General features: G+C 71.0%; 8 protein-coding genes. 2 read left to right on the top strand and 6 right to left on the bottom strand.

All coding sequences use genetic code 11. The annotated features are described in order from the left end of the window. Positions 1–8: 8 nt before the first annotated feature. The 6 genes from ACFVXG_RS16505 to ACFVXG_RS16480 all read right to left on the bottom strand — a co-directional run bounded on the left by ACFVXG_RS16505 (position 9) and on the right by ACFVXG_RS16480 (position 13,424). On the bottom strand, positions 9–4,748 hold the full coding sequence (locus tag ACFVXG_RS16505) for an amino acid adenylation domain-containing protein (protein ID WP_387928421.1): 4,740 nt from the start codon (positions 4,746–4,748) through the stop codon (positions 9–11). Positions 4,749–5,065: 317 nt separating this feature from the next. Then, positions 5,066–8,845: a beta-ketoacyl synthase N-terminal-like domain-containing protein gene (locus ACFVXG_RS16500; protein WP_387928114.1), complete on the bottom strand. Its 3,780-nt coding sequence runs from the start codon at positions 8,843–8,845 to the stop codon at positions 5,066–5,068. A gap of 7 nt (positions 8,846–8,852) precedes the next feature. After that, positions 8,853–10,637 (bottom strand): amino acid adenylation domain-containing protein, encoded by a 1,785-nt coding sequence (locus tag ACFVXG_RS16495; RefSeq protein ID WP_387928112.1) that lies wholly within the window; start codon positions 10,635–10,637, stop codon positions 8,853–8,855. A 52-nt stretch (positions 10,638–10,689) separates the two neighbouring features. Then, entirely contained in the window at positions 10,690–11,919 is a 1,230-nt protein-coding gene (locus ACFVXG_RS16490) for a PLP-dependent aminotransferase family protein (protein ID WP_387928111.1), read from the bottom strand. Positions 11,920–11,966: 47 nt separating this feature from the next. After that, complete coding sequence (locus ACFVXG_RS16485; RefSeq protein WP_387928109.1) at positions 11,967–12,932, bottom strand: Gfo/Idh/MocA family protein; 966 nt, start codon at positions 12,930–12,932, stop codon at positions 11,967–11,969. A gap of 177 nt (positions 12,933–13,109) precedes the next feature. Further along, positions 13,110–13,424: a hypothetical protein gene (locus ACFVXG_RS16480; RefSeq protein WP_387928107.1), complete on the bottom strand. Its 315-nt coding sequence runs from the start codon at positions 13,422–13,424 to the stop codon at positions 13,110–13,112. A gap of 194 nt (positions 13,425–13,618) precedes the next feature. Between ACFVXG_RS16480 and ACFVXG_RS16475 the strand changes: the two genes are divergently transcribed. Beyond that, positions 13,619–14,614, top strand: coding sequence for a LuxR C-terminal-related transcriptional regulator (locus ACFVXG_RS16475; RefSeq protein ID WP_387928105.1), 996 nt, complete (start codon positions 13,619–13,621; stop codon positions 14,612–14,614). Between the two features lie 171 nt (positions 14,615–14,785). Next, positions 14,786–14,971 carry a hypothetical protein gene (locus ACFVXG_RS16470; RefSeq protein WP_387928104.1) on the top strand — a complete coding sequence of 62 codons (186 nt, stop codon included), beginning with the start codon at positions 14,786–14,788 and terminating at the stop codon, positions 14,969–14,971. The last annotated feature ends 64 nt before the right edge of the window (positions 14,972–15,035 follow it).

Below are 15,035 nucleotides of genomic sequence, written 5' to 3'. Positions count from 1 at the left end.
CGTCGAACTCATTCGCCAACTCCTCCCAGGAGCTGGGTGACATACGCCTCGACGAGGCTGTCCATCCGTTCGCGGGGCACGACGTCGCCGGAGAACCGCCATCTGATTCCCAGACGGCCCTGGCGGATGCTGACGCTCATGTCGATCGGATGGGCGCGCGGAGCGCCGTCAGGCTTCCACTCCCCGGTGTTCTCGGTGGTGATCTCGAGGATCGGTCCGGCGGCCGCCTCTTCGGGACGGTCCAGGAAGGCCTGTTCGCCGTCGAAGTCGAACATCAACCGAGGCGTGGGCACCTGGTCGAGCGCCTCGCGCACCGACGTGTCGGTGGACAGGTGCTTGAGTGCTTCGAACCCCAGTCCCCGACCGGGCACCGCCCGCAGCCGTCCGGCCACCTGCTGTGCGTGGTCGGCCGCGGAAAGGGCTCCCGGCAGCGGCAGCGCGAAGGGATAGGCCGTGTTGAACCAGCCGATGGTCCGGCTGAGGTCGACGTCGTCGAAGAGGTCCTCCCGCCCGTGCCCGCCGAGCTCGATCGACACGGCACCGTCGGCGTCCGGCAGCCACTGCGACAGCGCGTGGGCCAACGCGGTGAGCAAGCGTTCGTAGATCGTCAGGCCGTCGTCGGCGCCGGCCTGCACGAAGCGGGAGGTCCGCTCGGCGTCGAAGCGGCTGTGGATCTCAACCGTGTTCTCCATGACGCCGGTTGACGTCCCGTCGAGCACCTGACGGGAGACGGGAGGCGTCAGCCAGTGGTCGAGGCCGAACTGCTGTGGCTGCTGCTGGACCAGTCCGTGCAGGAGCCGGGCCCAGTCCCCGTAGGAGGTCGTCGGCTCCGGCTGCCGCGGGAGGGTGCCCGACAGGGCGGCGGCGAGGTCGTCGGTGAACACGTCCCACGAGTAGGCGTCGATCACCGCGTGATGCACGATCACCAGCAGCTGGTCGGGCATCCCCGCCGGCCGGTGGACCAGCAGCCATCGCGAGATCGGGCCGTGTGCGAGGTCGAGCCGGCGGTGTTCCTGGCTCGCCGCAGCCTGTATCCGCTCGGCCAGGGCAGGCGCGCTCGTCACGGTCGTCAGGTCGAGTTCGGTCACCGGGATGACCGCGTCATGCCGCCGGCCCTGCTGTCGGCCGCGGGGAGTCGCGACGAATCCGGTGGCCAGTACCGGATGCCGGTCGAGCATGGCCCGGGCCAGGCGGTCGGCACCTTCGAGCGTCATCGGCTCGGCCAGCGTGTAACCGACACCGTGGTTCCAGTGGTCGTGCCGCGGGATGTCCCGCGCGAAGAATGCTTGCTGGGTCGGGGTGAGCGGGGCGATGTCGCCCAGTGCCGGACCGGTGCCCGCCTCGTCGGCGAATCCGACGAGGTACTCCCGCCAGAGGCGCAGGGTCTCGTCGACGTCGGCGTGGTCGTGGCGCTCGGCGGCGGATTCCAGTGCGATCACGAGGCTCTCCTCGGCCACGGTCGCAGTGATCTCCCACTCCAGGGGGCGGTGGCCGCGGGGTGCCCGACACTGCCCGAGGTCGTCGCCCGGCTGGAAGAGCCGCTGCGGGGCACGGCCGCTCTCGGCCCGGCCCAGGTAGCTGAATCCGATCTCCGGTTCGATCCGACCGGCCTCCGGTGTGCGCGGGCACCTGACAGAGCCCTGTCTGGCCTGCGTCAGCTCGGCGGCGACCGTCGCCGGATCAGTGTCCGGGCCGACCGGCAGGATCAGCGGGGCGACGGCGGTGAACCAGCCCACGGTCCGGCTGACGTCCACGGTGTTCCCGGGGAGCCGGCGCCCGTGGCTCTCCAGCTCGATCAGCACCTTTCCCTTTCGGCGGGTACCGGCGACCGCGCGTCCCAGGCCGGCGAGCAGCACCGCGGGGACACCTTCGTCGGTCTGGAGAGCAGCCCGTTGGACCATTCGCCGAGTCGTCGCCGGGTCGAGCCGGAGCTCGCTCACCACCCGGTCGCCGTGACGGTTGGCCACCTCGGCCCGGCGCGGGGGAAACACCAGCAGGCCGTCCACGTCGAATGCCGGTGCCGCCGCTGCTGCCGGTGCCGCCGGGGACCGGTCGACCGATGCGGCCGCCCAGCGCACGTACGCCGTGGTCCGGGCGGGGAACTCCGGTTGTTCACCGGCTTCACAGGCGCGGTAGGCCGTCTCCAGATCGTCGATGACGATCGGCCACGAGTCCTCGTCGATGACCAGGCGGTGCACTGTCAGCAGCACCCGGCGGTCGCCGACCAGCAGTGCCCGCAGGAGCGGTCCTTCGGCGAGGGACAACGAGGCGTGTGCCCGGTCGGCCTCGGCTTCCACTCCGCCGTCTGCGGCACAGGTCCACAGCAGGCCGTTCGGTACCGCACCGACGACCTGCCGGACGACCCCGTCGACCTCGGTGAACTTCACCCGTAGCTGCTCGTGTCGGGCCACGACCTGGTGCAGCGCCCGCTCCAGCACCTCGGCCCGCAGCGGCCGCACGGCATCGAGTACGTAGGACTGGTTCCAGTGCTGTCGCTCGTCGAAGGACCGCTCGAAGAACCGTTTCTGATTGCCGGTCAGCTCGGCCGTGGTGCCAAGCGGTACGGTCGCCGCCGACGACTGCTGTTCGGCCAGCGCGGCCAGGCTCTCGACGGTGCGGTGATCGTAGAAGTGCTTGGGGCGCAAGGTGATGCCCCGCCGTGACGCCTCGTGCGTCAGCCGGATGATGGTGATGGAATCACCGCCGAGCGAGAAGAAGTCGTCGGTGATTCCGACCCGGGGGAGTTTGAGGTATTTGGCCCACAGCTCGCAGAGCACACGTTGTGTCTCGCTGCTCGGCGGCACGTGGCCACCTGCCGAGGCCGGCCGCTCGACGACCAGTTCCCTCAGCCTTCCGCGGTCGATCTTGCCGTTCCGGTTGCAGGGCAGGGCGTCCAGCACCAGGTACTCGCCGGGCACCATGTAGTCCGGCAACCGCTCGGCCAGATGGGACATCAGAACGTCCGCGCCGGGTGCGGTGCCGGAGGCGGCGCCGACGAAGGCGACGAGTCGGTCGAGACCGTCCTGCCTCACCAGTTCGACCGCGCCCATGGCGACGTCGGTGTGGGCCTGGAGCACCGTTTCGATCTCGCCCAGCTCGATGCGGCGGCCACGGATCTTGACCTGGTTGTCCCTGCGGCCGAAGCACTCCAGCACGCCGTCGGCACGCCAGCGGCCGCGGTCACCGGTGCGGTACATCCGTGCGCCGGTTCGCCCGCTGAACGGGTCGGGCACGAACGCCGCCGCGGTGAGCTCAGGAGCATCCAGATAGCCGCGGCCGACGTTGGGTCCACCGACGCAGATCTCGCCGGGGACGGTCGGCGGTACCAGCTGGCCGTCCTGATCGAGGACGTAGATGACGGTGTTCGGCAGCGGCTTGCCCACCGGCGTGTACGGCCCGTCGAGATCCTCGCCGGTCACGACGCCCTGGGTCACGTCGTCGGTGCACTCGGCCGGACCGTAGGCGTTGATCAGGGGGACCTGGGGCATCTCGCGGTTCCAGGCACGGGCGAGGTCGGTGCCGAGGACTTCACCGGTCGAGATCAGACCGCGCAGACCGGATCGAAGCTCGTCCGCCAAGCGTGGCCTGTCGTCCAGCTCCTCCAGTACCACCGAGATGAGCGAGGGCACGAGTTCGACGTATTCGTACCGATGTGCCGCGATCATCTCGGTGAGCGCCGACGGGTCGCGCATGACCTCGTCGGGGACCACGCATACCGTGGCCCCGGCCACCAGACCCGCGAACATCTGCCAGACGGATATGTCGAAGGTGACGGGGGCGGTTTGCGGTATCTCGACTCCAGGCCGCAGTTCGCAGTCACTCGCCCGGAAAGCCAGCAGGTTCTGCAGGTTGCGGTGCTCCAGGCAGGCGCCCTTGGGCGTACCCGTCGAACCCGAGGTGAAGATGACGTAGGCAAGGTGGCCCGGCGCCGGGGAGGCGCCGAGCAGCCGGCTGACCGCGTCCGCGGTCGGCTGCGTGGACGCCGCCCGCGCCTCCGCCCGCAGAGCCGGGAAGTCGAGCACGAACTCCGGTGCGACGGCCGGATCGACGTCGCCCACGACCGCCTTGGCGAAGCGCAGCATGTGCGCCTGCCGAACCGACGGCATGACCGGGTCGAGGGGTAGGTAGGCGGCTCCGGAGAAGAGGATGCCGGTGGCCGCGACGACGAACCAGGCGCTGCGAGGAGCACAGAGCGCGACGATGTCGTCCGCGCCGACGCCACCCGCCCGCAGGCGTCCTGCGATCGCGGTCGCGTACCGGACGAGCTCGGCGTAGGTGATCTCCTCGTGCTCGTCGTGCACCGCGACAGCCGTCGGTGTCGCCTCGCCCCACGCCAGCAACTGCTCCCGGAAGGGCTTGTCGGCCACCAGTTCCGGAGTGTCGTTGAACTCGTCGAGCAACTGCGACGCCGTGGCCTCGTCGACCACGGGCAGGTCCAGGAGCCGCTGGTGCGGGTCGTGGAGACCGCGCTGGAGCACCACCGTGAGTCCACGGGCCACGCTGTCCACGGTGGACTGGGGGAGGCGCGCCGACGCGACCGTGATCCGGCCGTCCGACAGCTGGACGGTCAGGCCGGCGTCCGGGTCGGCCCCGGAGCCGATGACCACCGGATGGCACCCGGCCGCAGCCGACCACAGGGTCTCGTCGTCGACCGAGTCGTGCGCGAGTACGTCGGCCACTCGTTGCCGCACCGTGCCGAGCAGCTCCCGGAACGTCGACTCCGGTGCGTAGCCGACGACGACCGGCATCCGGCGGGTCAGCGGAGCGGCGGTGCGGACCACGGCCTTGTCCCCGGTGCCGAACCGGCGCAGCACGACGACGCCGGCCGAGGCGAGGGCCGTCCAACGGAGCACCGGATCGCCGGCGGTGACCCTGTCGAGTCGGGCGACGGTGGCGTCCTCGAGCTCGCACGAGGCGGTGACCATCGTCCCGGCGACGGGGCGGACGGCGAGGGCGTCCTGCACGGCGGCGGCCGCCTCGGCGACATCGTCCTGAGCGGACAGCCAGTACTCCCGATCGGCGAGAGTGGGCTCGGAAAGGGTGGGTGATGACATTACTGTTCCCGTCAGAACTGGAAGTCCGGCAGCGGAATGGGGCTGTGAGAGTCCCTCTGCGCGCCGACGATCTCGAAGAGGTCGGCGTGGATGCCGAGGTCGGTGACCCGCACCAGGGCTTCGCGGTAGTCGTCGAGCCATCTCGCGGCGGTCTCGGGCCGCAGCTGCGCACCGGAGAACTCCAACCGGGCCCGGAGCTCATGCCCGTACTCGATGCACGTCAGGTTCAGCGGATACTTCGCACCGACCGGGACGGTGTCGAGCAGTTCGACGGCCGGGCCCTGCGTGCCGAGGCGGCGCATCGGGACGAACCCGCTCTGGTAGTCGAACATCGTGGTGACGATCGGCTTGCCCCCGGCCGGCACGGTGAGCCGCAGCACCCGGTCCGCGGGCAGGTCGGCGTGCGCCAACGCCCGTAGCGATGATTCCTTGACCCGGCCGAGCAGGTCGCGGAAGGAGTCGCCCGGCTTCACCGCGACCCTGACCAGGACGGTGTTGACGTAACACCCGACGGTTCCCTCGTCCTCGTGCAGCCGGCCCGCGACCGGCATCGAGACGCACAGGTCCCGCGCGGCACCGATCCGCCACAACAATGCCGACCAGGCCGTGAGCAACAGCATCTGCATGGTCACCCGCGCCTCACGGGCGATCTCCCGCAAGGCGTCCACGATGTCGGCCGGCAGTGACAGCGGCAGATGCCCGTCGTCATGGACGAGGCCGGGTGCGTCCGATCCGTGGTCCCAGGGCAGGGCGAGGTCGGGAGCGGAGCGCAGGTAGTCGGACCAGAATCCCACCAGTTCCTCGCCTCGGGGCGAATCGAGCATCCCCTGCTGCGAAGCGACATAGCCGAGGTACTCCCGATCCGGTCCGGGCAGCCGCGCGTCGCCGAGGGCGTCCAGCACGATTCGCCAGGACCAGCCGTCGAAGAAGAGATGGTGGAAGGTCAGCAGCAGCACATGCTGCGGGCCGTCGCGGAACTGGGCACGCACCAGCTCGAACCGGGCGTGAGCGGCACCGTAGGGAGAGAGCGGACGGCCGTTCAGCCGGCCGAGGGCGGCCAGCAACGGCTCCCGCCCGGTTGCCCGGTCGTGGGCGGAGAGATCGAGGTCGAGCTCGGTCACGGTGACCGGAGCCGCCGGGTGAACCACCTGGCGCACGCCGTCGCCACTCACTTCCAGCGAGGTCCGGAGCATCGGATGCCGGTTCACCAGGGCGGTCAGGCGATCGGCCAGCCACCCCGGGTCGGGCGCCTCAGCCAGGAGGAAGGCCGCCGGAACGTTGTAAGCGGCGGACTCCTCTTCCAGCTCGATGGCCGCCCAGATCGCGGCCTGCTGTCCGGACAGCGGCCCGGCGCCCCGTGACGACACCGCAGCCGGCTTCGCCACGGCCGGAGACTCCTGTTCGACCAGATGGGCGAACGCCTCCAGATCGGGGCTGTCGAGGAGGTCCAACACGTCCAGCTCGGTGCCGAAGTGCTGGTTGACCCGGTTGATGAGCTGCGATCCGTTGAGTGAGTTGCCGCCGAGGTCGAAGAAGTCGTCCTGAAGGCTCAGCCCGGGCTCCTTGAGCACTTCCCCGGCTATCACGAGCACGACCTCCGCCACACTGCGCGGAGCGGCGGCGGTCACGACGGCCTCGGGCTCTGCCTCGACGTCGGCCTGGTGTGCGGTCGGCACCACGGTTGCGGGCCAGCACGTCTCGGACACCGGCGGGGCCACGGGCAGTTCCCGCCGACGACTGGCCGGCCGGCCGAAGCCGGCGGTCCAGTTCAGCTGATGACCGGTCTGGAAGAGCGTCCGGGCGAGCTCCAGGCAGGTGCCGGTCACCGGGGCCGCTCCGGTCGCGCGTAGCAATTCGGACAGTGCACCGGCCCCTGCGAGGTCGATGACGAGCCGCTCCTGTGTTCCGCTCAGCGCGGCAGCGAGCCGTGCCGGGTCGGGCGCCGGAGCGCCGGTGAGCGCGTCGGCCTCGTCCAGCGACGTGGCCAGGGCCTGCTCCCCTCGCAACCAGCGGGCCGCGGCGGTGCCGGCCCCGTGCGACAGCACGAGCCGGGCGGCGATGCCGAGGTCGGCCAGCACGGTGCAGAGCCCGGCTGTCCAGACCACGTACCGTTGCGCCGCCGTCCACTGCTGCGGCGGGATGTGCCCGGCGGCCTCGTCCCGGACCCGGGCGAAGCCGGGAAGGTCACGGCAGTGCTGTCGGATGGCGTCGTGACCGACATCGCGCACGTCGCCGAGCGCCAGTACCACGGCCGGCGGCGCTCCTGGGACCGAGCCCGGGGCCCCGGCGACGGCCCGGTCGAGCCGGTCGCAGAGGTCGGCGACATCGTCGGCGACGCAGCTGAATCGGTAGCGGAACTGCTCGCGGCCGTACATGAGCACGTCTGCGATCGAGTTCAGGCCGGTTGTCCCCGCGATGGCGGCTCGCGTCCGGTGCAGATGGGCGGTAAGGCCCGCTTCGTCCCGGGCGGAGAGCACGATCAGTCGGGGCCGGGCGACCTCGTCGGCCTCGGGCCCGGTGGGGGGTGCGCCGACGACGACGTGTGCGTTGGTACCACTCAGCCCGAACCCGCTGATCCCGGCAAGCAGGGGCCGATCGTCCGAACAGCGGTCCCCGCCGGCGATCTCCACCAGCTCGCCGTCGAGTCCCAGCAAGGGGTTCGGTGCCGTGAAGTGCGGCGTCGGGAAGACCTTGCCCACCCGGAACTGGGCGATCACCCGCATCAACCCGGCGAACCCGGCCATTCCGCTCAGGTGGCCGAAGGTTCCCTTGACCGACGAGACCACCGCGGCCGAGGTCCGCGACGCAGTCCCGAAGGCCTCGGTCAGGCCCTGGATCTCGATCGGATCACCGATCCGCGTCCCCGTCCCGTGCGCCTCGACGTAGTCGACGTCCGCACCGCTGATTCCGGCCGCCTGCCACGCCGCCACGATGACCTCGGCCTGCGCACTCGGGCTGGGCGAGGTGATTCCGTTGCTGCGGCCGCCGTCGGAGTTGATCGCGCTGCCGTGCAGCACCGCGTGGATGTTGTCGCCGTCGGCTACGGCGTCCGACAGCCGCTTGAGGACCACGAATCCGCCGCCCTCGCCGAAGCCGGCGCCGTCGGCGGCGATGTCGAAGGGACGGCAGCGATCGGTGGCGGACTCCACGCCCAGGCCGACCGGATTGTCCACCCGCCGCGATGGTTGGCCCAGAACCAGCTGGCAGCCGCCGACGAGGGCCAGGTCCACCTCACCGCGGGCGACCTTCGCCCGGGCCTCGTGCAGAGCGACCAGGAACGACGAGCAGGCCGTGTCCACGGTGAACGTAGGCCCGCGCAAGTCGAGGTGGTAGGCGACGCGACCGGCCGCGAAGGCGTGAAGGCTGCCGGTGAAGGCCGTGCCGTTGCACTGATCGGACGGTGCGAGCTGGTCGTAGAGGCCCGGATGAGGCCCACCGTGCGCCGCCACCAGCACGGCTGCCCTGGCGCCCCGAAGCGACTCGGGTGAGTATCCGGCGTTACCCACCGCGTCGACCGCCAGCTGAAGCGTGAGCCGCTGCCGGGGATCGATCTGCTCCGCCTCGGCACGGGAGATGCCGAAATAGCGGTAGTCGAAGTCGGCGATGTCGTCCAGCCAGCCGCCGTGCCGGTCGTCCGGACCGGTGCGCAGCCGCGTCACCCGTGCCCGCGCGGGCGGCATCGGGCGGACCGTGTCCCTCCCGTGCTCCAACAGGTCGATGAGGGAGTCCCAATCCGTGGCCTGGGGAAGGCGGAAGGAGAGGCCGATGACGGCTACATCGTTGTCTCGCATGGCTGGTTCAGAGCTCCACGGCGGTGGTCGCGACGGCGGGGAGCGGCGCGTCCGTGAGCGCTCGGGCCAGCTCCGCGACCGTCGGATGGGCGAACAGTGTGGATACGGTCAGTTCCGGAAAGCGGCGCCGCAGCTTGCCGAAGACGGTGAGGCTCTTGAACGAGTTGCCACCGAGCTCGAGGAACTTGGCGTGGACGCCGATGCTCTCGCGGCCGAGTACGTCGCCCCAGATCTCGGCGATGAACCGCTCGACGTCATTGCGAGGACCGTCGGCCGCGGGTGCTTCCGGGGCGGACTCCGCCTGCGCGATGGCCAGTTCGCGGAGGGCGGCCAGGTCGGCCTTGCCGTTGACGGTGACCGGGATGGCGTCCACGACATGGATCCGGCCGGGGACGCACCAGGAGGGAAGTCGCGCCGACAGATGACGCATGAGGTCGGCCGGGTCCGCCGAGGCGATCACGTAGGCCACGAGTTCCATCGGCCCGCCGACGGCCGACTCCTCGCCGACGACGAGCTGGCCCCGCACACCGGGATGGGCGTTGAGCGCGTGCTCGACTTCGGCCGGCTCCACGCGGTACCCGCGGATCTTGATCTGTCGATCCATCCGGCCGAGGATCTCGATGTCCCCGTCCGCGTTGAGAACGGCCAGGTCACCGCTGGCGTAACAGCGGCCCCAGGCGTGCCGGTGGAACTTCTCGGCGGTCAGCGCCGCGTCACCGTGGTAGCCGCGGCCGACGCCGGCCCCGGCGAGGTGCAGCTGGCCAGGGGTGCCGTCGGTGACCGGTTCGCCGTCGTCGCCGAGGATCGTCACGGTCGTCCCCGCGAGCGGAGTGCCGACGGGCACGCGCGACCGCACGGCCGTGGCCGGGGTCACCCGGTGCATGAGCACCCCGACGGTGGTTTCGGACGGGCCGTAGTGGTTGAAGACGGTCAGGTCGGGCCTGGTGTCCACGATGGACCGAGCCAGCCGCGGCGGGAGTGCCTCGCCGCCGAGGACGAGCAGCTCCCCGGGGAGGAGCTTCCCGAGCTCACCGATGCGGGCGAGGGCCTCGATCTGCGACGGCGTCGACTTCAGGCAATCCACCGGGTGTCGGCCGAGCTCCGCGGCGAAGGCCGCCGGATCGAGGACCACCTCGCGGTCGTAGACGTCGAGCCGGGCGCCGTGGAGCAAGGCCCCGAACACCGAGGTGTTGCCCAGGTCCGAGGCGAACGTCGTGGCGGTCCCGAAGCTGTTCGGCGTCAACGGGGCGATTCTCGTCCGGAAAGCGGCAGCGTAGCCCAGTACGTTCCGGTGCTCGACGGCCACGGCCTTGGGGAGACCGGTCGACCCGGAGGTGAACACGAGGTAGGCCAGATCGGAGCCGGACCGACCGGGTGCGAGACGGAAGTCGGCCGTGCCGAGCTCGGCCACGCGCAGCAGTTCGACAGACCCGCCCGCGAGCCGCTCCTCGGTGCGGGAGTCCACCAGCACCACCTTGCCGCCCGCCGCGGACAGCATCCTGTCCACGCGTTCCTGCGACTCCGAGGCATCGAGGTGGACGTAGGCGGCGCCGACCGCCCACGTCCCGAGCATCGCCACCGGTCCGGATACCGACCGCTCCAGGAGGGTGGCCACGACGTCGCCGGGCCCGATGCCGCGCGCCCGCAGCTCTTCGGCCAGCGCACCGGCCCGGCCGGCGAGTTCGGCATAGGTCAGCAGGTGCGATCCGTGCCGTACCGCGGGCGCTGTCGGGTGGTTCGCCGCTACGGCCGCGAAGAGGTCGGCACCTGTGCGGTTGTCCGAGGTTCCCATGGTGTATTCCCGTCAGGGGTGGGTGGTCTTGAAGTCCGAGGCCGAGGGTGCGTCACGTCTGGTGGACGTTCGACGAATGCCCTGTACGGCACTTGTCGAAGGCCGTCGACAGGCGTTCCACGGCCGTCGCCAGTTCGGGGCGGGACAAGGTCGCGAAGGACATCCGGACGTTGCGGGATCCGTCCCGTTCGATGCAGAACGGTGTGCCGGGGACGATGGCGACTCCCTCGGCCAGGGCTGCACGTGACAGGTCGTCCGAGGTGACGTCCGGGTCCGCGATGGTGCACCAGAGGAAGAGCCCGCCACTCGGCTGCTCGAACTCCAGCCAGGGCAGCTTGGTTTCGATCAGCTCCGAGAGCTCGCCCGCTTTGGTCCGGTAGAAGGTCTGCAGCCGGGTGACGTGGCGGGGCAGGAACTCCGGGTCGGCGAGCAGTCGGGCCAGGATGTGCTGGCCCAGGGTGTTGGTCTGCAGATCCGCGGATTGTTTGGCGGCGGCCAGTTCGTGGACGAGCTCGGCGGGGGCCTTGAGGCCGCTCACCCGCAACCCGGGGCAGAGGGTCTTGGACAGGCTCATGAGCCTGATCACCCGCTCGGTGTGCACATCCATGGAAGGCTGTCGCGCTGCGGCGAAGCCCAGGTCCGCGTACGGGTCGTCCTCCAGTACGACGAAGCCGAACTCATCGGCCAGCGACGCGAGATGACGGCGGCGTGCGGCGGAGAGCACCGCACCTGAGGGGTTGTGGAAGTGCGGTACCACGTAGACCAGCTTGCAGCGCGCACCGGCCGCCAGCCGGGCCTCGAGGGCGTCGGTGTCCATGCCGTCCTCGTCGCTGGGCACCGGTAGCAGTGCGGCTCCCGCCCGGCGGAAGCTCTGCACGGCGCCGAGGTAGCTCGGGTCGTCGAGCGCGACGGTGTCGCCCTCCTGCAGCAGGGTGCCGGCCACCAGGTCCAGGCCCTGCTGGCTGCCGCTGGTGACGAGCAGCTGCTCGGCGGTGGCGGGGGCACCCGTCGCGGTCGCCAGCCTCGCGAGCACCTCGCGCATGGCCGGCGTGCCTTCGGTGGGCGCGTACTGGAGTGCCGCGGCAGCGGATTCGGCGAGGACCCGCTCCGTCACGGCAGTCAGCTCCGCCGTGGGGAAGGTCTCCGGTGCGGGCAGGCCGCCGGCCAGGGAGAGTACGCCGGGCGCGGCACCGGCCGCGAGGATGTCCCGGATCGCGTCCGACCGCGCGGCCGGGCCGCGCCGGGTGAGCAGGTCGGAGAACGGCGATGTGGCAAGTGACATGACGGTTGCTTTCTCAGGACGGCGAGGCTTCGGATACGGCGGGCGTGTCACGGGCCGGGTTCCAGTCGTCCGCTGACGGACTCCAGGATCATCGTCACGGCGCGGGCGCCGGTCAGATGGCAGCGGCGAAGGGCCCGGCCGGTGGTGACGGCCCGGAGCATCTCCTCGTACACCTCGGTGTGGAGCCGTTCCGCCGGAGCGGCCGGATGGTCGGTGAGGACGCCGTCGCGGTCGCTCCGGATGCGGCCGTCTTCGATGAGCAGGCTCTGGTTGACGTCCATGACGGTGAGCCGCTCGGTACGGGTGGCCGACTCGGAGGTCACCGCGAAGCTCAGGGTGGCGCCGCCCATGAAGCCCACCACTCCGGCCGCGCGACTCTCGATGCCGGGGACCACTTCGCGGGTACGGGCGAGGTGGATCTCGGCCGGTTCGCCGAGGAGCTGGCAGGCGAGGTCCAGGTAGTGGGCGCCGAGGTGGGCGGTGACGCCGCCCAGTGCGCGGGCCGGGTCCTTGCGCCAGTCCGTGCGCCGGAAGTAGTCGGCCGGACGGTAACCGGAGACTTCGAGTACGGCGGTCGTGCTGGGTTGCCAGGTCCAGTCGAGGACGTCGTCGGGTAGCCGGAAGCGGTGCTGGAACATGACTCCGGCCGGCTGTCCGGTGCGGTGCGACACCGCTGCGAGGGAGTCGAGCTCGGCGGTCGTGGTGGCAGCCGGCATCTCGACGAGTACGGCTCGACCGCTCTCCAGGACCGCCCGGGCCGCGGCGGTGCGACCGCCCGGTGGTGTGCACAGGGAGACGAGGCGCACCGAGGGGTCGTCGAGCAGCTGCTCCCAGGAGGCGTACCTGGCCGTGCCGGCCGGAATCCGGGCGGCCGGGTCGAGGTCCAGGACACCCCGTAGTTCGGCGCCGTCGATGGCGGCCAGGGTTGCCGCGTGCTGCCGCCCGGCGGCCCCGAAACCGACCAGGGCGACGCCGACGCGCCCCACGTCGGGCCTCGTTGCCCACGTGCGCATGTTTCCTCCGCGGTGTCGAAGCTTTCGTCACCTTCCCGCTGGTGGGGAGGTGACGGGACGGCTTCATCCTGTGGTCTGTCCGGGGCGGTGACCAGCTCTCACGGCTGCGGGCGGCAGCCATGGCCGCCGCCCGCCAGACCCGCTGCCGGTCTCACTATCCGGACAGGACGAGCGGGGTCAGTCGGGCCCGGAGGCCAGCTGCTCGTAGTACCCGGGGGGCGCCACCGCCTCGCAGCTCGCCAGGGTGAGGCCGCGGAGTTCGGGCGCGGTGGCGAGGACGTCGAGACAGACGGCGCGGGCGGCCCGTTCGGCCGCGTCGAGGGAGTCCGCCGCCAGGAACAGTCCGAGGACGGGGCCGAAGCCGGTGGCCGGGTGCACGCTGACGTGTTCGAGCCCACGGTCCCGGCCTGCCCGGCGCAGGCGCGCAACGATCAGCGCGTCGGACAGCGGGATTTCGGCGGCCAACCGGAGTCGGGCATGGACCAGGTACATGGCTCCATGGTTGAGGCAGGCCTGATCTATGCATAGAGTCCCGACTCGGACGGTTTATGTCACTGCAGGATGCGGCCATGGCGATATCGCCGTGCCCGCCCCACCGGGGGCCGCACCAGGGCCGTTTCCCCGTGCCCGGCGGCCCCGGGCACGGGGGCGTCATTTTTTGTGTATGGGATCGAGGGGGGGCTCCGGTGCTGGAAACGCTGGGCCTGGACGCCATGTCCGAACAGCTTTACCGCGCGATGCTCGCCCGCCCCTCGGAAGGGGTCGCCGAGCTCTCGCTCCGCCTGGGCATCCCGGAGCCGCAGCTGCGTGCCGCGCTCGACCGGCTCAGCGAACTGGCGCTCGTGCGGCACCGGGACGACCCGCAGCCGGGGTTCCACACGGTCAGCCCGGAGGTCGCGATGGAGCTGCTGCTCGCGCGGCAGCAGGCCGACCTCGCCGCCCGGCAGCAGCGCCTGGAGGAGTCCCGGGCGGCCGCCGCCCAGCTGATCGCCGAGTGCTCGATCTACGGCGGCCCGCAGGCCACGGAGGAATCGGAATGCCTGGTGGGAGAGCAGGCGATCCGGGAGCGGCTCGCCCAGCTCGGCCGGAGCGCGGAGTCGGTGGTGATGACGTTCGCGCCCGGCGGTGCGCACAGCGAGAGCGATCTGCGCGCCAGCCGCGGCCCCAACGAGGCGCTGTTCGAACGCGGTGTGGAAATGCGCACCGTGTACCTGGACAGCATCCGCAACGACCGGCCCTCCCTGGAGCACGTGGCCTGGCTGAACAGCCGAGGCGGACAGGTGCGTACCGTGCCCAGCCTGCCGGTCCGCATGATCATCATCGACCGGCGGCTCGCGGTGCTGCCGCTGGACACCAGTGATGCGAAGGCCGGTGCGGTGGTGCTGACCGGGCCCGGCGTGGTGTCGGCGCTGTGCGCGCTCTTCGAGAGCGTGTGGGCGAACGCGACGCCACTGGGGGACGCGCCGCCGCTGGACCAGCACGGTCTGACGCCACAGGAGGCGGAGACGCTGCGGATGCTGGCCGCGGGGCTGACGGACGAGGCCATCGCCAAGCGGCTCGGGATCTCCCCGCGCACCGCCCGGCGGATCACAGCGGGCCTGATGGAGCGGCTCGACGCCCGTAGTCGGTTCCAGGCCGGGGTGCATGCGGTCCAGGACAACTGGTTGCCGTCCTCCCGGTGAGACGCTCCGGTCGGAAGTCGTCCTTATGACCTATTTGCCGCAGGCCGAAACAGGTCACGACCCGTTGCGGCCATTCCGGATCCCTTCCCGTGGGCCCGCGGCATCCGCAGAGTGGTGCGTACCCGGCTGAACAATCGGCAGCCGGGCAGACACCACTTTCGGGGAAGCACAATGATCCGCTCGTTCCTTCGTACCTCCGCCGGTAAGTTCGCCGTCCGCGTCGTACTGGCCGCCGCCCTCGCCGTCCCCGCCGCCGCCTTCGCCGCGAGTGCGGACCCGGCCGCCGCCTCGGACGCCGCCGGCCAGGTGCGCCCGAAGGCCGTCGCCACCCTGGACGACCTCACCTGGGGGAGCTGACCGGACAGGCGGCCCCCGGGCTGCCACGCCGGTCTTCTCGGTTCGGTACTTGGACATCGGAGTA

It is taken from the genome of Kitasatospora sp. NPDC058162 (assembly GCF_042884005.1).
In the GTDB taxonomy this organism is placed as follows: Bacteria; Actinomycetota; Actinomycetes; order Streptomycetales; family Streptomycetaceae; genus Kitasatospora.
The sequence above is the reverse complement of the archived record's forward strand: the minus strand, read 5'-3'. Positions and strand labels throughout refer to the sequence as shown.